The sequence below is a fragment of the Pseudomonas sp. X10 genome (assembly GCF_054889225.1).
The window spans coordinates 4,963,583-4,980,361 of sequence record NZ_CM142677.1 but is presented as its reverse complement, the minus strand read 5'-3'; the positions used below and the strand labels follow the sequence as shown (position 1 = coordinate 4,980,361).

General features: G+C 63.9%; 16 protein-coding genes and 1 pseudogene. 6 read left to right on the top strand and 11 right to left on the bottom strand.

All coding sequences use genetic code 11. From position 1 onward, the window contains the following. The first annotated feature begins 76 nt into the window (after window positions 1-76). Together ACYU03_RS22705 and mmsB are read left to right on the top strand one after the other, a co-directional pair. Window positions 77-1,603, top strand: a complete 1,527-nt coding sequence (locus ACYU03_RS22705) for a CoA-acylating methylmalonate-semialdehyde dehydrogenase (protein WP_461886855.1) — start codon at window positions 77-79, stop codon at window positions 1,601-1,603. 10 nt (window positions 1,604-1,613) lie between these two features. Then, a complete protein-coding gene (mmsB, locus tag ACYU03_RS22700) occupies window positions 1,614-2,501 on the top strand; it encodes a 3-hydroxyisobutyrate dehydrogenase (protein ID WP_461886854.1) in 888 nt (295 codons plus the stop codon). 148 nt (window positions 2,502-2,649) lie between these two features. Here the strand turns inward: mmsB and ACYU03_RS22695 are convergent, their stop codons facing one another. From ACYU03_RS22695 to ACYU03_RS22660, 8 genes are all read right to left on the bottom strand, one after another. Further along, a complete protein-coding gene (locus ACYU03_RS22695) occupies window positions 2,650-2,994 on the bottom strand; it encodes a cupin domain-containing protein (RefSeq protein WP_461886853.1) in 345 nt (114 codons plus the stop codon). A gap of 105 nt (window positions 2,995-3,099) precedes the next feature. Continuing rightward, on the bottom strand, window positions 3,100-4,032 hold the full coding sequence (locus ACYU03_RS22690) for a phosphatidate cytidylyltransferase (RefSeq protein WP_461886852.1): 933 nt from the start codon (window positions 4,030-4,032) through the stop codon (window positions 3,100-3,102). Between the two features lie 2 nt (window positions 4,033-4,034). After that, window positions 4,035-4,658, bottom strand: coding sequence for a lysophospholipid acyltransferase family protein (locus ACYU03_RS22685; protein ID WP_461886851.1), 624 nt, complete (start codon window positions 4,656-4,658; stop codon window positions 4,035-4,037). A 10-nt stretch (window positions 4,659-4,668) separates the two neighbouring features. After that, window positions 4,669-5,112, bottom strand: coding sequence for a hypothetical protein (locus ACYU03_RS22680; RefSeq protein ID WP_461891531.1), 444 nt, complete (start codon window positions 5,110-5,112; stop codon window positions 4,669-4,671). 8 nt (window positions 5,113-5,120) lie between these two features. Continuing rightward, window positions 5,121-6,434 (bottom strand): phosphatase PAP2/dual specificity phosphatase family protein, encoded by a 1,314-nt coding sequence (locus tag ACYU03_RS22675; protein WP_461886850.1) that lies wholly within the window; start codon window positions 6,432-6,434, stop codon window positions 5,121-5,123. Next, the gene (locus tag ACYU03_RS22670; RefSeq protein WP_461886849.1) at window positions 6,434-8,188 is read right to left on the bottom strand and encodes a bifunctional alpha/beta hydrolase/class I SAM-dependent methyltransferase; all 1,755 of its coding nucleotides are present in this window, start codon (window positions 8,186-8,188) and stop codon (window positions 6,434-6,436) included. The genes ACYU03_RS22675 and ACYU03_RS22670 overlap by 1 nt, the downstream gene beginning before the upstream one ends. A 29-nt stretch (window positions 8,189-8,217) precedes the next feature. Continuing rightward, entirely contained in the window at window positions 8,218-8,823 is a 606-nt protein-coding gene (locus ACYU03_RS22665; protein WP_461886848.1) for a CDP-alcohol phosphatidyltransferase family protein, read from the bottom strand. Between the two features lie 155 nt (window positions 8,824-8,978). Continuing rightward, window positions 8,979-9,863 (bottom strand): LysR family transcriptional regulator, encoded by an 885-nt coding sequence (locus ACYU03_RS22660; protein ID WP_461886847.1) that lies wholly within the window; start codon window positions 9,861-9,863, stop codon window positions 8,979-8,981. A gap of 77 nt (window positions 9,864-9,940) precedes the next feature. Between ACYU03_RS22660 and ACYU03_RS22655 the strand changes: the two genes are divergently transcribed. Beyond that, the gene (locus ACYU03_RS22655; protein WP_461886846.1) at window positions 9,941-10,705 is read left to right on the top strand and encodes a sulfite exporter TauE/SafE family protein; all 765 of its coding nucleotides are present in this window, start codon (window positions 9,941-9,943) and stop codon (window positions 10,703-10,705) included. On the opposite strand, the gene ACYU03_RS22650 is transcribed toward ACYU03_RS22655, so the two are convergent. Continuing rightward, window positions 10,695-11,009, bottom strand: a complete 315-nt coding sequence (locus tag ACYU03_RS22650) for a putative quinol monooxygenase (protein WP_461886845.1) — start codon at window positions 11,007-11,009, stop codon at window positions 10,695-10,697. The genes ACYU03_RS22655 and ACYU03_RS22650 overlap by 11 nt on opposite strands. A gap of 197 nt (window positions 11,010-11,206) precedes the next feature. On the opposite strand from ACYU03_RS22650, the gene ACYU03_RS22645 reads away from it, so the two are divergent. From ACYU03_RS22645 to ggt, 3 genes are all read left to right on the top strand, one after another. After that, window positions 11,207-11,797: an NAD(P)H-dependent oxidoreductase gene (locus tag ACYU03_RS22645; RefSeq protein WP_461886844.1), complete on the top strand. Its 591-nt coding sequence runs from the start codon at window positions 11,207-11,209 to the stop codon at window positions 11,795-11,797. A gap of 67 nt (window positions 11,798-11,864) precedes the next feature. Continuing rightward, the gene (locus ACYU03_RS22640; RefSeq protein ID WP_461886843.1) at window positions 11,865-12,761 is read left to right on the top strand and encodes a LysR substrate-binding domain-containing protein; all 897 of its coding nucleotides are present in this window, start codon (window positions 11,865-11,867) and stop codon (window positions 12,759-12,761) included. 118 nt (window positions 12,762-12,879) lie between these two features. After that, the gene (ggt, locus tag ACYU03_RS22635) at window positions 12,880-14,547 is read left to right on the top strand and encodes a gamma-glutamyltransferase (protein WP_461886842.1); all 1,668 of its coding nucleotides are present in this window, start codon (window positions 12,880-12,882) and stop codon (window positions 14,545-14,547) included. A gap of 225 nt (window positions 14,548-14,772) precedes the next feature. Here ggt and ACYU03_RS22630 read toward each other — a convergent pair whose 3' ends face one another. Together ACYU03_RS22630 and ACYU03_RS22625 are read right to left on the bottom strand one after the other, a co-directional pair. Further along, window positions 14,773-15,477, bottom strand: a complete 705-nt coding sequence (locus tag ACYU03_RS22630) for a methyl-accepting chemotaxis protein (RefSeq protein WP_461891530.1) — start codon at window positions 15,475-15,477, stop codon at window positions 14,773-14,775. A 198-nt stretch (window positions 15,478-15,675) separates the two neighbouring features. Further along, window positions 15,676-16,557: pseudogene (locus ACYU03_RS22625) on the bottom strand (methyl-accepting chemotaxis protein); the annotation flags it as partial. Between the last annotated feature and the right edge of the window lie 222 nt (window positions 16,558-16,779).

Sequence of the window (16,779 nt, the reverse complement as noted above, 5' to 3'; positions counted from 1 at the left end):
GCCCCAGACCCAAGCGCCCTCGCGTTTACCCCGGCGCTGGCGATCTCGTCCCAACAATAATTCCAGGAGAGCGCACATGAACGCACCCCATACCCCCGACCAAGCCAAGGTCGAGCAGGTCAAGCTGCTGATCGACGGCCAGTGGGTCGAGTCCAAGACCACCGAGTGGCGCGACATCGTCAATCCGGCCACCCAGCAGGTGCTGGCGCGGGTTCCGTTCGCCACTGTCGAGGAAGTCGATGCTGCCGTGACGGCCGCCCAACGTGCCTTCAAGACCTGGCGCGACACCCCGATCGGTGCCCGCATGCGCATCATGCTCAAGCTGCAGGCGCTGATCCGCGAGCACACCAAGCGCATCGCCCAGACCCTCAGCGCCGAGCAGGGCAAGACCCTGGCCGACGCTGAAGGCGATATCTTCCGCGGCCTGGAAGTGGTCGAGCATGCTGCCTCCATCGGCACCCTGCAGATGGGCGAGTTCGCCGAGAACGTCGCTGGTGGCGTGGACACCTACACCCTGCGCCAGCCCATCGGTGTGTGCGCCGGCATCACTCCCTTCAACTTCCCGGCGATGATCCCGCTGTGGATGTTCCCCATGGCCATCGTCTGCGGCAACACCTTCGTGCTCAAGCCGTCCGAGCAGGACCCGCTGTCGACCATGATGCTGGTCGAGCTGGCGCTGGAAGCCGGCGTGCCAGCCGGTGTGCTCAACGTGGTGCATGGTGGCAAGCAGGTGGTCGATGCCTTGTGCACGCACCAGGACATCAAGGCGATTTCGTTCGTCGGCTCCACCGAGGTCGGCACCCACGTCTACAACCTTGCCAGTCAGCATGGCAAGCGCGTGCAGTCGATGATGGGCGCCAAGAACCACGCCGTGGTGCTGCCTGATGCCAACCGCGAGCAGACGCTCAATGCCCTGGTCGGCGCAGGCTTCGGCGCTGCCGGCCAGCGCTGCATGGCCACCTCGGTCGCCGTGCTGGTGGGCAAGGCCCGCGAGTGGCTGCCAGAACTCAAGGCGCTGGCTGGCAAACTCAAGGTGAACGCTGGCAGTGAGCCGGGCACCGACGTTGGCCCGCTGGTTTCCAAGCGCGCCAAGGAGCGGGTGCTGGGCCTGATCGAAAGCGGTATCAAGGAGGGCGCCAAGCTCGAACTCGATGGCCGCGGCATCACGGTGCCAGGCTACGAGCAAGGCAACTTCGTCGGCCCGACCCTATTCTCCGGGGTGACTACCGACATGCAGATCTATACCCAGGAAATCTTCGGCCCAGTGTTGGTGGTGCTGGAGGTCGACACCCTCGACGAGGCCATCGCCCTGGTCAACCGCAATCCGTTCGGCAACGGCACTGGTCTGTTCACCCAGAGCGGCGCGGCGGCGCGCAAGTTCCAGAACGAGATCGACGTTGGCCAGGTCGGTATCAACATCCCGATCCCGGTGCCGGTGCCGTTCTTCAGCTTCACCGGTTCGCGTGGCTCCAAGCTCGGTGACCTGGGCCCGTACGGCAAGCAGGTGGTGCAGTTCTACACTCAGACCAAGACCGTCACTGCCCGCTGGTTCGATGACGACAGCGTCAACGACGGTGTGAACACCACCATCAGCCTGCGCTAAGGAGACGACCATGCGTATCGCATTCATCGGGCTGGGCAACATGGGCGCGCCCATGGCCCGCAACCTGATCAAGGCCGGGCACCAACTGAACCTGTTCGACCTGAACAAAACGGTGCTGGCCGAGCTTGCCGAACTGGGCGGGCAAATCAGCGCTTCGCCCAAAGACGCGGCGGCCAACAGCGAGCTGGTGATCACCATGCTTCCGGCTGCGGCTCATGTGCGCAGTGTCTACCTGAACGAAGATGGCGTGCTGGCTGGCGTGCGCGCCGGAACGCCAGTAGTGGATTGCAGCACCATCGACCCGCAGACCGCCCGTGAGGTGTCCAAGGCCGCGGCAGCGCAAGGCGTGGACATGGGCGATGCGCCAGTGTCCGGCGGTACCGGTGGCGCGGCTGCCGGCACCCTGACCTTCATGGTCGGCGCCACGGCCGAATTGTTCGCCACCCTCAAGCCGGTGCTGGAGCAGATGGGCCGCAACATCGTGCACTGCGGTGAAGTCGGCACCGGGCAGATCGCCAAGATCTGCAACAACCTGCTGCTGGGCATCTCGATGATCGGTGTGTCCGAGGCTATGGCTTTGGGCAATGCCTTGGGCATCGATACCCAGGTGCTGGCCGGCATCATCAACAGCTCCACTGGTCGCTGCTGGAGTTCCGACACCTACAACCCTTGGCCAGGCATCATCGAGACTGCCCCGGCGTCACGTGGTTACACCGGTGGTTTCGGCGCCGAACTGATGCTCAAGGACCTGGGGCTGGCCACCGAAGCGGCGCGCCAGGCTCACCAACCGGTGATCCTCGGCGCCGTCGCGCAGCAGCTGTACCAGGCCATGAGCTTGCGTGGCGAGGGCGGCAAGGATTTCTCGGCCATCGTGGAGAGTTACCGCAAAACCGAGTAACGAGCGAGGTGGGTTTTTATCGCGGGCCGGGCCTCTTCCCCATGTAACTGCGCACCTTGGGGAAGGGGCCTGATCCGCGATGTTTTTCGTCCGTCCTCGACGGTATATACCCTGCTAATGGAAAGCTCACAGGGACGGGGTTAAACCATCAGGCAAAGACGAAGTACTTGCGCACTGTCTCCACCACTTCCCAGGTTCCCTTCATTCCCGGTTCGATGACGAACACATCGCCGGCCTTCAAATGCTTCGGCTCTTCGCCTTCCGGGGTGACGATGCAGTAGCCATCGAGGAAATGGCAGTACTCCCACTTCTCGTAGTTCACCTCGAATTTGCCCGGGGTGCAGATCCAGGTGCCCATGATCTTGCTGCCATCGGCGGAGAGGTAGGCGTTCAGGTTGACGGTATGCGGATCGCCGCCGATGCGCTTCCACTTGGTCGCATCCAGTACCGGAGTCGGGCAGGTTTCGCGCAGGACAGTAATGAAATCGGACATGCTGGGCTCCAGGCAGTTGGTTAAATGACTTGTCACCATAGGGCCTGTATCCAGTGTGGAGTTGCCTGGGCTCGACGCTCATCTGCCTGGGCGCGCTATCCGCGGTCACGCCCACCAATACCGCACGAAGTGAAAGAACACCGGCGCCGCGAAGCACACCGAATCCATGCGGTCGAGCATGCCGCCGTGGCCTTCGATCATATGGCCCCAGTCCTTCACCCCACGATCGCGCTTGATCGCCGACATCACCAGCCCGCCGAAGAAGCCCATGGCGTTGACGGTCAGGGCCATCAGTGCGGCCTGCCAGAAGTTGAATGGGGTGATCCAGCACAGCAGGGCGCCGACCAAGGTGGCCAGGGCCACGCCGCCAGCCAGGCCTTCGATGGTCTTCGAGGGGGATAGGTTAGGGGCCACTTTGTGTTTGCCGAACAGCTTGCCGCACACGTACTGCAGCACGTCGGAGATCTGTACCACCAGGATCAGCCAGGCGATCAGCAGCAGGTTACGGCCCTCGTAGCCGGGGATGTCCAGGGTCATCAATGCCGGCACCGAGGACAGGCAGTACACTGCGATCATCAAGCCCCACTGCACTTTCGAGGCGCGTTCGAGGAAGCGCGTGGTGTCGCCACCGAAGCTGGCCAGGATCGGCAGCAGCAGGAACAGGTAGACGGGGATGAAGATGCTGAATAGGCCGTACCAGTCCATGGCGATCAGCAGGTACTGCACCGGTAGGGCGACATAGAACGCCGCCACCAGCGCCGGATAGTCGCTGCGCCGGGTCGGCGTCAGGGTCATGAACTCGCGCAGGGCGTAGAAGGATACGCAGTAGAACAGCAGGATCACGCCGTACTTGCCGAACACGAAGGCCAGGCCGATCACCAGGACCATGACCCACCAGGCATTGATGCGTGCGTTGAGGTTGTCGATCACCGCATGGGGACCGGGGCCGGCGCGCCATTTCAGCAGGCGACCGATGAGGCTGGCGAGCAGCAACAGGGCACCGATGCCCGCGAACAACGACAGGGTTTGATTATCCATTTTCAGATGTCCTTCGGTGCCAGGTTCAACAGGGCTTGGCTGGCCCGATCGAGAAAGGCCTGCTTGCTTTCGTCCGTCTGCAGACGCAGGGGCTCGCCGAAACTCAGGGTGCACAGCAAGGGCAGCGGTAGAGCACGGCCCTTGGGCATGACCCGGTTGAGGTTGGCGATCCACACCGGAACCAGTTCGATGTCGGGGTAGGCGTTGGCCAGGTGGAACAGGCCGCTCTTGAAGGGCAGCAGAGGATCATCACTGAGGTTGCGGGTGCCTTCCGGGAAGAAGATCAGCGAGTCGCCCTGGCCTAGGGCATCGAGGATCGGCTGCAGGGGATTGTCGTGGGCATCGGTGCGTTGCCGGTCGATCAGCACGCCATTGAACACCCGTCGGATCAGAAAGTCGCGGATGCCCGGTTTCTGCCAATAGTCGGCTCCGGCCACCGGCCGAGTGCGCTGGCGCAAGGGTTCTGGCAGCGAGGCCCAGAGCAGGACGAAATCGCCATGGCTGCTGTGGTTGGCATAGTACAGGCGTTGCACCGGCTGCGGTGTGCAGCCGAGCCACAGGGCGCGGGCACCGGTGATCAGGCGGGCGCCCGAGGTGATGAGGAAAGCGGTCAAGGCGGCGAACATGGCAGGGTCCTTATCCAGCGAGCGGGAGCCAGGGCAGGGTCAGCAGGGCGGCCAATGCCAGCAGCACCTGCAGCCCCAGTCCGAGCGCCTGGTTGCGCAGCAGGCGCAGTGCTGCCCGGCTGCGGGTGGGCCAATCTCGATTGTCGGCCCCGCTTGGCTTGAGGCCGAGCACGGACAGCGTTTGGTCCAGGGCCTGGGTCCGGGCAGGCAATGGCCCGCCATCGCTGGCCAGCGCGGCGAACAGCCCAGCATCCAGGGCGACGCGTACGGCCCAGTACTTCTGCGCTAGCCCGACGGCCAGCAGCAGGGCGCAGAGCACCGAGGCCAGCAGGTGCGGGGAGGCTCCGGCCAATGGAGCCAGGCCATAGGCCAGGGCCAGCAGGCTGATGCCGTCCGACAGGCGTTCCAACTGGCGTCCACGCTTGAGCAGGTTGGCGACCAGTTGCAGTTGGATGGCGGTGCTCATCGGCAGGCTCCGAGTTGTTCCAGCATGCGCCGGTGTGCTGGATGCAGAACGATACCTGGCCGAGCTTGGCGAATACGTGTTTCGGCCTGGGTGATGTCCTGGCAGCGGCCGCTGAGCACCAGCCAGGCAGCGATGGCGCTGGCACTGCGGGAATAGCCCAGGGCGCAACAGACCAGCAGCGGCCCTTCCACGCGCAAGGCTTCGATGGCGTCGGCGGCCTGTTGGCACAGCGCGCTGTCGGGCGCCACCAGGTCCAGGCTTGGCAGGCTGCGGTAGTGCTGCTTCGGCGCCACGACCATGGGCAGTTCCGCGCACAGGTCGACGATGGCCGAGAAGGCGCTGGCTTCACCTCGTGCCGGGATCCGGCCAAGGAACACGCCATCACAGATCTCGTTGGCCTGGGGATGGCCACGCGTCCACAGCCGTGAGTTGATCCAGGCAGCGCCCAGGTAAGGGGCGAGCAGCCAGTAGGCGGCGTTCGACAACTGGCCATCGGCGCCTTTCTGGAAACCGTTGGCGCCGAACAGCGCATAGTCGAGCGCGACCATTAGCAGTGCAACCGCAGGCCACAGCAGCCATAGCCAGGCATTGCCCAGGTAGAACGCCGGCAGGCAGAAAAGCAGCGCGCCCAGGCTGTAATACAGGGCCAGGCGCCAACGCTTGGGGTCGCTCGCCAAGCGGGCGTGGCGCAGCGGCGAATGGCCGTCGCGGGGCCACAGCCAGAGACAGAGAAACCCCACCAACGCCCCGGTGGGCAGATCGATGAAGTGGTGCTGCCAGGTGGTCAGCACCGACAGGCCGATCAGCGCCATCCAGCCATGCATCACGCCGCGCAGCAGCAGGCCACGTGTGTGGCGGGCAAACATCGCCCAGATGATCACCAGCAGCGCGATGTGCAGCGACGGCGCCTGGTTGAACGGTTTGTCGAAACCCATCAGCACATCGAACAGCCAGCCGAAGATCCCCGCTAGTTCGGGGCGTTCGAACGTGAAGCGCAACGGCCAGAGCAGGAAGCAACTGACACTGATGAGCTGGGCGCTGAGCAGCGCTAGGGCATGGCGGTCCATCTCCCGGCGGTTACGTGGCAGGAGGAAGGACAGGCCGTAGAGCAGGTCGATCGACCAGTACGGGAGGATGGTCCAGGGCCACAGCGGCATGTGGCTTTCCCACTCGAACACCAGGCTGCCGACCTCGTTGAGGCCGGCGGTGTAATGGTTGGCCATGCCGTAGCTGAGGAAGAAGAATGGGCCGAGTAACAGCAGCCACAGCACACCGCGCCTGATCAGCCCGGGTTCTCGCGGTTGGCCCATCAGTGCACCCGCTGCGCCAGGCTGACGCTGAAGATGCCCCATTCATCGATGCGCTGGCAGACCTTGCGAAAGCCGGCCGCTTCGACCAACTGGTCCATCTCCGCCTGGCTGCGCCGCCGCATGACCCAGGCCTGGCCACCACGATGGCTGGTCAGGGCGCGGGCGATCATCTCCAGTTGCGGGTGCCAGGGCTGGCCGGTGTAGATCAGGTAACCACCGTCTTCCACGGCATCGGCCAGGCCGGCCAGGGAGTCGCCGACCATCTGGTTGCTGGCGAAGAGTTCATAGAGCCCCGAGACCACTGCGAGGGTAGGGCGGGGATCGAGCGTGGCCAGGCTCTGGCGGTCGAAAGCATCGCCCTGGACGAAGCGGGCGATATCTGCCAGACCCTTCTCGGCGATCAGCGCACCGCCTTGCTGCACGTTGAGTTCGCTGTAGTCGCGCAGGAGGATGGAGTCCGGGTGCTGCTCCAGCCCTTGCAGGGCTTCGAGGATGTAGCGGCCATGGCCGGCGGCGATGTCGACGATATCGACTGGCTTACCCCGTTCCCGCAGACGCTGGATGGCCAGGCGCAGCAGTTCCTCTACATGCAGTTTGCGCTGGCGGATGCCGCGCCAGCCGATGGCGTTGAGGTAGTTCTGGTCGATCAGGTGGCCGACCTTGCCTTTGCCGGTCGGTTGGTTGCGGTAGATATAGTCGAGCGTGCTGCCGGAGTCGAAGCCGGTCTCGAACCCCAGCTTGATCCCTTCGGAGAAGCCCTGGCCCAGGCGCAGGCTGGCCCGGGTGGCGCGCCAGTAGAGGTCGGCGGGGGAGTACCGGGGCAGCGGCGCGGCGAGGGCCTCGGCTTCCGCACAACTGGGGCCGATGCGGTCGGCGTCGAGCAGTGACGGGCGCTGCGGTACCTGGTCGAAGCAGTGCTCGACGAAGCGCTTGATCCGCGCCAAGGCATGGCGGCGGTCACGTTCGCCCAGGGTGTCGTGGAAGAAGCCTGGGAGGATGTGCTTTTCCTTGCAGGTGCTGCCCAGGCGGTCGAAGAACTGCTCCTGCGGTTTGCGTTCGACCACGAAGTCGGCGCCGGAAATCAGCAGTTGAGTCGGCACCTGGATCGCCTGGGCGTCGGCCACCACGCGGTCGGCGGCATCGTACAGGCCGAGCAGCATGGTGACCGAGATCGGCCGGCTGATCAGCGGGTCGCTCACGTAGGAGGCGATGCGCAGTGGATCGTGAGTCAGCAGGCGTGGCTTGACGTAGCTGTTGACGAAGAAGTTGCCGCGCCAGGCGCGCAGCAGCCTCAGCCCCGGGCGGGCGAAGGGCACGTAGAGCTTGACCTTGAAGGCTGGCGATGCGAGCACCAGGCAACGAACCTTAGGCGCATAGTCGTGGGCCCAGGTAGCGACCAGGACGGCGCCGACGCTCTGTGCCAGCACCACCATGTCCTGCTCATCGATACCGTGCTCGGCGCTGATGTGCTCGATGAAGGTCTGCACATCGCGCACGCTGGTGGCAAAGCCCGGGCTGTCGCCGCGTTCGCCCGGCGACAGGCCATGGCCGCGAGCGTCCCAGGCGAAGAAGTCGTAGCCAGGCAGGTCGAGCTCATCGGCCAGGTGGGCCATGCGCCCGCCATGTTCGTGGCCACGGTGGAACATCACCACTGCCCGGCGTGGCTGGTCGTCATCGCGGTCGACGGGCCAGTGCCGGTAGTGCAGCTCGACATCGTCATGGGTGGTGAAACGCAAGGCGTGCACTTGGCGCATGGCAACGGGTCCTTATCTGTCGCTGGTCTTCAGCGGGTTTCGGCCAAACCTTGGCGCACCCGGTTGTAGAGGGTATAGAGCGAGAGCAGCAGGATGACCAGCAACAGGCCGTTGATCCACGCTGCGCCGAGCAGCCCAATGGCCACTCCGGCACCGAGCACACCAAAGGCGAAGGCCCGGTCGCTCTTGCCCATGGGGCCGTCATAGCGGCGCGAGGCACCGGTCAGCGGGCCCATGACACCTGCGTATTCGCTGATCACCGCGGCCAGCACCACTAGCACCACCAGCGTCGGCGACACTCCCGGCAGCAGGGCGAAGGGCAGGTACAAGGCGGCGTCGGCGATCAGGTCGCACAACTCGTTGAGGTACGCGCCGAGCTTCGACTGCTGGCCGAACTCACGGGCGAGCATGCCGTCCACTGCATTGAGCGCCATGCGCAACAGCATCCAGACAGGGATCAGGACGAACAGCCAAGTGACGTTTCCAGCCCAGGCCAGCAGCAGGCCGAGCAGCACGGAAACCACGGCAGCGCTGAGTGTGACCTGGTTGGCGGTGACGCCACGCTCGTGAAGGCGCTTGACCGACGGGCGCAGCAGGGCCTGGAAGCGGGGTTTGAGCTGGTAGATGGATGGCACGGATGAACTCCCTTTCCTGGTGCACTTGACGGATGAAGCCTGGTGGTGATTGTGGGGGGAGCGTTCCGCTGGGAGCAAGAGTGCTCTTTGCTGGGTGTGATCGAAAGCAAAGCACAGGTGTTTTGCTACAGATCCTGCGCCGACTCCTGCGTTGATCAAGTGGCGCATAACCTCTCGACCAGTATCGCGGCATACCCGGGTAGCGTGGAAAAGTCCCGCGCGCAGACCTGCAGTTGTCGCTTGGCCCAGTCGTCCAGCAACGCTGCTTTGTGCAGTGGCAGGATTCCTTCCCAACGTCGCACCGAAGCCAGGGGAACCACGCTCACCCCGGCACCGCCGGCCACCATGCGAATCACCCCATCGAACCCCTCGGCCCGCACCCGTACCTGCATTCGCAGGCCTTGACGCAGGGCCTGTTCTTCCAAGTGCAGGGCCAGCGCGCTGTTGGCGCCCAGCCCCACATGACCGTAACCCAGGGTCTCGGCAAAGCTTAGCGATGTCTGTTCGGCCAGCGGGTGGCCGGTGGGCATGATCAGCACCAGCGGATCGTCGCGGAAGGGGCGGGTCTGCAGGTGCTCGCTGGGGGCGGCGGTAGAGATGATGCCCAGGTCGGCGATGCTCTGGGTGATCGACTGCACGATGCGCAGGCTCGGTAGCTCCTGCACATCGATGCTGACGCCAGGTTGGTCGGCCAGGTAGGCGGCCAGCAGCTCCGGCAGGTACTCGGTCAGCGCGGCGGTATTGCACAGCAGGCGTACCTGGCCCTGCTGGCCTTGGGCGTACTGGGCAAGGTCGTACTGCAGGCGGTCGACCTGCTGGCTGACCAGGCGGGCATGCTGCAGTAGCGCTTGCCCAGCCGGGGTAGGTTGTACGCCGCGTCGATTGCGTTCGAGCAGGGGGATGCCAAGGGACGCTTCCATGGCGCGGATGCGCGCGCTGGCCGCGGGCAGCGACAAGTGGCTGCGACGGGCACCGGCGGTGATGTTGCCGCACTCAAGGGTGTGCTGGAACAGTTTGAGGTCGATCAGGTCGAAATGCATCAGCCTCTGTCCTGGAAAGAGTCTGGCTGAGTATATGGCAGATTTTCATCCTCGGACCGAGGCGGCAGGATGGCGCCATGGATACCTTTCTCGCGTTCTACCAGAACATTGGCCCGGCGCTATCGCTGCTGGTGGTCCTGACATTCTTCCTGGCTGGCGGGGTCAAGGGTGTGATCGGTCTCGGCCTGCCGACCATCGCCATGGGGCTGCTGGGCCTGGCTATGCCTCCCGCGCAGGCAGCTGCGCTGCTGATCGTGCCATCGACCCTGACCAACCTCTGGCAACTCGCCGCTGGCGGGCATCTGCTGGCGCTGTTGCGGCGCTTGGCCGGCATGTTGCTGATGATCTTCGTGGGCACTTTGCTGGGTAGCGCCTGGGTGGGCATCGACAGCGGCCCGTGGGCGGTGCATGGGCTGGGAGCGGCGCTTTTGGTCTATGCCATGTACGGCTTGATCGGGCCTGGCTTGCGAGTGGCGCCCGGACGGGAATGGTGGCTCGGGCCGCTGTGCGGGCTGGTCACTGGCGTGGTGACGGCCGCCACCGGTGTCTTCGTGATGCCGGCCGTGCCCTACCTGCAGAGCCTGGGCCTGAGCCGCGATGAGATGATCCAGGCCCTGGGGCTCTCGTTCACAGTGTCGACGGTAGCATTGGCCCTTGGCCTGGCCGGCCAGGACGCCCTTGGCGGCGAGGCGCTCGGCGCGTCATTGCTGATGCTGGCGCCGGCCTTGCTGGGCATGTTCGGTGGCCAGTGGCTGCGTCAGCGCATCAGCGCAGCGCTGTTCAAGCGCTGCTTCTTCATCGGCCTGGCGCTGCTTGGCACACACCTGTTGTTCAACGGTTAGCCGAGGACGGACTGAGCATCTCGATCAGTTGGATGTCGAAATCACGCTCCAGGTAATCCATGCGCTGCTCGAAGAACTGTTGCATGTGCGGCAGCGCCGAATGCACGTCCAGGTCGGCCTTGCTGGCCCAGACCTCGTAGAACACGAACAGGCTCGGGTCTTCCTTGTCGCGCAGCATGTGGTATTCGATGCAGCCAGGCTCCTGGCGGCTGGGTTCGACATAGCCGCGGAACAGGGCTTCGAAGGCTTCGGCTTTTTCCGGACGGGTCTTGGCTTTGAGGATGAAGGCGTACTGCTCGCTCATGGGATGGCCTCTGTGGATAAGGGGTGAGCAGATTCTACGGCAACAATTCCAGCGTGATTTGTGACTTCAGATCAAATGTATTTTGCCTGGGGACCGCTTTTTCCCATGCGAACGAATGCCTAATCTGCCGCCATCCAAATTGACTCGGTCGCCAGGCGCAACAAGTGCCCAGGATCGAAAACCAGATGAGGCACGGCATGAAAAAGATCCTTCTGCTCAACGGTGGCAAGCGCTTCGCCCATTCCGAGGGGCGCTTGAACGAAACCCTTCACGATACGGCGGTGGCCTGCCTGGACCGCGCCGGCTTCGATGTGCGCCAGACGTTCATCGACGGCGGCTACGATATCCAGGAAGAGGTCGAGAAATACCTCTGGGCCGACGTGGTGATCTACCAGATGCCCGGCTGGTGGATGGGCGCGCCCTGGACCGTCAAGCAGTACATCGACGAGGTCTTCACCGCAGGCCACGGCAGCCTCTACGCCAACGACGGCCGCACCCGCTCCGATGCTTCGCAGAAGTACGGCAGCGGTGGCCTGATCCACGGCAAGCAATACATGATCTCGGCTACTTGGAACGCGCCGCAGCAGGCGTTCGACGACCCGAGCGACTTTTTCGAAGGCAAGGGCGTGGATGCGGTCTACTTCCCCTTCCACAAGGCCAATCAGTTCCTCGGTATGACGGCCTTGCCGACCTTCCTGGCGGTGGACGTGATGAAGCGTCCGAATGTCGAGGCTACCGTCGCAGCCTACGAGGCGCACCTGGCCCAGGTCTTCGGCAAGGCGGAGTGAGCTGCGCTTGCGTCGGTGGCGGTGAGCGGCTATCTATCACGGCAAACTCCATGGGCAGGGCCATCGCGTGAAAACCCGTTCCGATGAATTGCAGGTGTTTGTCTCGGTGATCGATTGCGGCTCGATCTCCGCCGCTGCCGAGCAGGTCGGCCAGACGCCGTCGGCGGTCAGCCGCACCTTGTCGCGTCTGGAGGCCAAGCTTGGCACCACGCTGATCAACCGCACCACCCGGCGCATGGACCTGACCGAGGAAGGCCGTTTCTTCCTCGAACGGGCCAAGGCCATCCTCGAACAGATGGATGACCTCGAAGAGCGCTTGTCCCTGCACCGCCAGACCCCTTCAGGTCGCCTGCGTATCAACGCCGCGGCACCGTTCATGCTGCACGCCATCGTGCCGTGGATCGGCGAGTTCCGCCGTCAGTACCCGGACATCGAGCTGGAACTGAACACCGATGATCTGATCATCGACCTGCTAGAGCAGAGCACCGACGTAGCGATCCGCATCGGCGACCTGGCCGACTCCAGCCTGCATGCCCGGTCGTTGGGATGCAGTCCGTTGCAGGTTCTTGCCAGCCCGCACTATCTGGAGCGCCATGGCACGCCGCAGCGGGTCGAGGACCTGAACGACCATTGCCTGCTTGGCTTCAGTCAGCCGGAGATCCTCAATCACTGGCCGCTGCGCCATGCCGAAGGGGACCGCTGGAGCATCCGCCCGGACCTGATCGCTTCCAGCGGCGAAACCCTGCGCCACCTCGCCCTGGCCGGGGAGGGTATCGTCTGCCTGTCGCACTTCATGACCCATGAAGACGTGCGCGCCGGCCGCCTGCAGGTGGTCCTGGGCGATGCCAACAATGGCTATCGCCAGCCGATCCACGCGGTGTACTACCGCAATACCCAACTGGCCTTGCGTATCCAGTGTTTCCTCGATTTCATCCAGCACAAGCTGGCGGTCTACGCCTGCTGAATTGCTCGTTCGCGACAGATGCTGTCCGTTGACGGCGGAAATTTCCTACGGTGTTTGCTTAGTCGTAACGCATCAGCCTTAATGACTGATCAACAAAAACAACACCAAGGAAGTCCGCATGCGCATCGTCATCTTCTCTTCCCTGGCCCTGGGGGCCGCCATTCTGAGCAGTTCGACCGCCTTTGCCGTGACCTTGGAGGGCGGCGCGGTGGCCGCGCCCGATCAATATGGCGCACAGGTGGCCGCCGACATTCTGAAGAAGGGCGGCAACGCGGTGGATGCCGCGGTGGCCACGGCCTTCACTCTGGCGGTGACTTACCCGGAGGCCGGCAATATCGGCGGTGGTGGTTTCATGACCCTGTACATGGATGGCAAGCCTTACTTCCTCGATTACCGGGAAGTGGCGCCGAAGGCGGCGACCCGCGACATGTACCTGGACGAGAAGGGCGAGATCATCGAGAACATGAGCCTGGTCGGCGCACGCGCCGCCGGGGTGCCGGGGACGGTGATGGGCCTGTGGGAGGCGCATCAGAAGTTCGGCAAGTTGCCGTGGTCAGAGCTGCTGACGCCGGCCATCGGCTACGCGAAGAGCGGCTTCAAGATCGCCGCCAAGCAGTACCAGTACCGTGAGGATGTCCAGGAGCTGTTCAAGGACAGCACCAACTTCAACGACTACTTCGGCAACATGAAGGTTGGCGAGACCTTCACGCAACCCGAGTTGGCGCAGACCCTGGAGCGCATCGCCGACAAGGGTGTCAGCGAGTTCTACCAGGGCCACACCGCCGACCTGCTGGTGGCGCAGATGCAGGCCGACAAGGGCTTGATCACCAAGGACGACCTCAAGGACTACAAGGCGGTGTGGCGCGAGCCGATGGCCATCGACTGGCGCGGCAACGTGGTCTATACCGCGCCGGTGCCCAGCTCCGGTGGTGTCGCCCTGGCCCAATTGCTGGGGATCAAGGAGAACCGGGCGGCGGACTTCAAGGGGGTCGAGCTCAACTCAGCGCGCTACATCCACCTGCTCGCCGAGATCGAGAAGCGCGTGTTCGCCGACCGCGCCGACTACCTGGGCGATCCGGCCTTCACCGAGGTACCTGTGGACAAGTTGATCGCCAAGGACTACCTGGCCATGCGTGCCGAACAGGTCAATCCGGATGCCATCTCCGAAACCGACAAGGTGCGGCCGGGCCTTGAAGCGCACCAGACCACGCACTTCTCCATCGTCGACAAGCAGGGCAACGCGGTGAGCAACACCTACACCTTGAACTGGGACTACGGCAGCGGCGTGGTGGTCAAGGGCGCAGGCTTTCTGCTCAACGACGAGATGGATGACTTCAGCGCCAAGCCGGGCGTGGCCAATGCCTTTGGCGTGGTCGGCGGTGACGCCAACGCCATCGAACCGGGCAAGCGCATGCTCTCGTCCATGAGCCCGAGCCTGGTCACCCGTGACGGCCAGGTCACTCTGGTACTCGGTACTCCGGGCGGCTCGCGGATCTTCACCTCGATCTTCCAAGTGATGAACAACCTCTACGACTATGACTTGCCACTGGAGAAGGCCGTGGCCGCGCAGCGCGTACACCATCAACTGCTGCCCAAGGACACCCTCTACTTCGATGCCTACGCGCCGCTGACCGGACCGGTGGCAGAGGAGCTGAAAAAGATGGGCTACACCCTGGAGGACCAGGGTTGGGAGATGGGTGATATCCAGGCGATACGGGTCAATGGCACGGTGCTGGAGACTGCGTCCGATCCGCGTGGGCGTGGGGTAGGGATGATCGTCAAGTAAGGCCGGTGCGGGTAATGCCAGTGCGGGCCCCAATTGCTGTGCTCAACATGAAGCTTGTAGGAGCGGGCTTGCCCGCGATGCGTCGAGCACTAGGGTAAGGCGAGGACTTCGTTCTCGATTCGCGGGCAAGCCCGCTCCTACAGGTCCTGGGCCGGCTGCAGGGTTTCGGCCGGTACTGACATGGCAAGCCACTCTCAGATGAGGTGACTTGCCAGGCTACTGAGGTCAGACGCGGAAGTGGCTGACCAAGGTCTGCAACTGGTTGCCCAGGCGGGCCAGTTCGACGCTGGAGGCGGCGGTTTCGTCGCTCGCGGCAGCGGTCTGTTCCGACACGTCACGGACGTTGAGGATGCTGCGGCTGATTTCCTCGGCCACGGCGCTCTGCTGCTCGGCCGCAGCGGCGATCTGCTGGTTCATCGACTGGATGTTCGACACGGTGCGGGTGATGCTTTCCAGCGAGGCGCCAGCCTTGCGGGTCAGCTCCACGCTGCTGTCGGTCAGGCTGCGGCTGCCGAGCATGACGTTGGCCACCTCTTGGGTGCCGCTCTGCAGACTGGCCACCAGCTCTTCGATTTCTTCGGTGGACTTCTGGGTGCGCTGGGCCAGGCCGCGCACTTCATCGGCGACCACGGCAAAACCACGTCCGGCTTCGCCAGCACGGGCCGCTTCGATGGCTGCGTTGAGTGCCAGCAGGTTGGTTTGCTCAGCCACGGATTTGATCACATCCATGACGCTGCCGATCTTCTGGCTTTCCTGCTGCAGCAGGTCCATGGCTTCGGTGGAGCGGTGTACTTCTTCGGCCAGGCGTTCGATCTGGCTGATCGCTTCGCCCACCACGCGGTCACCGGAACGGGCCTCGCCATCGGCCTCGGTCGCTGCCTGGGACGCGTGCTCGGCGTTGCGTGCCACTTCCTGGACGGTCGCGGCCATCTCGTGCATGGCAGTGGCGACCTGGTCGGTCTCGACCTTCTGGCTGTTGACGCCGGCGCTGGTCTGCTCGGTGACGGCCGACAGTTCTTCGGCGGCGCTGGCGATCTGGGTGACGCCGTCGCGGATGCCGGAGATCAGATCGCGCAGGGTGGTGCCCATACGGGCAATGCCTTGTTGCAGTACGCCCAACTCGTCGCGGCGGGTGACGCGCAGGTTGTGGGTCAGGTCGCCGCTGGCGATCTTTTCTACGACTTCCAGGGTCTCGCGCAGCGGACGGGTGATCTGGCGGGTGATGAGCACTGCCGCCAGCACGCCGAACAGCAGGGCCAGCAAGGTGGCGGTGATCTGCAGGGTGCGCGCTTGGGCGCTTTCGCTGTCACGGCGATCAAGCTGGATCTGATACAGCTGGTCGCTGTACTTGACGATGTCGGCGCCTTGCACAGTCATTTCCTGACGGGCCACAGCGATCTCTGTGGTGGCATCGCGGAACTGGTGCACAGCGTCGCGGTAGGCCAGCACGGCACTTTCGAACTGCTGGATGCGCGCGCCTTCAGTGGGCAACTGGCGCTTGAGGCTGTCGATTTCCGCCAGGGCCGCGTCGAGCTGGCGCAGGGCGGCCTGTTCGGTGGCCGTGCTGTTGTCGGCGATATAGCTGCGCACGTCCAGGCGCACCTGCATCAGTTGTTGCTTGGCCTTGCTGATCAGCAGGTACTGCTCCAGGCGGCGCTCGTCGGCATCCGGCTGGGCCAGCAGGTCGCTGCTGATCGCCTCGATCAGTTCATGGGCCTTGTCTGCCACAACGCCCATGGCGTCGCGGGCAGCCAGGGTGGCCTTGTAGCCATTGCGCATCTTATCCAGCGACACCTGGTACTCACTGATGGTCTGGCCTTGCTCACGCAACAGCTTGAGGTTCTCCGGGCTCTTGAAGCTGTTGAGCAGCTTCTGCTGCTGGGCGCTGAAGGCATTGAGCTTGACCTGGACGTTGGCCGCCGAGGAGTCGTCGCCGTTGGTCAGCATGTATTGCAGGCGTGCCACGCGCAGGTTGGTCAGGTCACTGTTGAGCTGGGTGATATCGCTCATCCAGTTGCTGCGGTCGATCAGGCTGCCCAGGCTGGTCCAGCCGGTCAGGGCCAACAGGCCGGTCAACAGCAGGACCAGGGCGAAGCCCAGTCCGAGTTTCAAATTGACGCTGATGTTCGCAAACCAGCTGTTCATGCACGCTCTCCAGAATGATTTCGCTCTCTTGATCTCAATCGCTGGGCGTTGTTCTTCTTGGAGCCCGCTGATTCGTGCTGCTGTTAT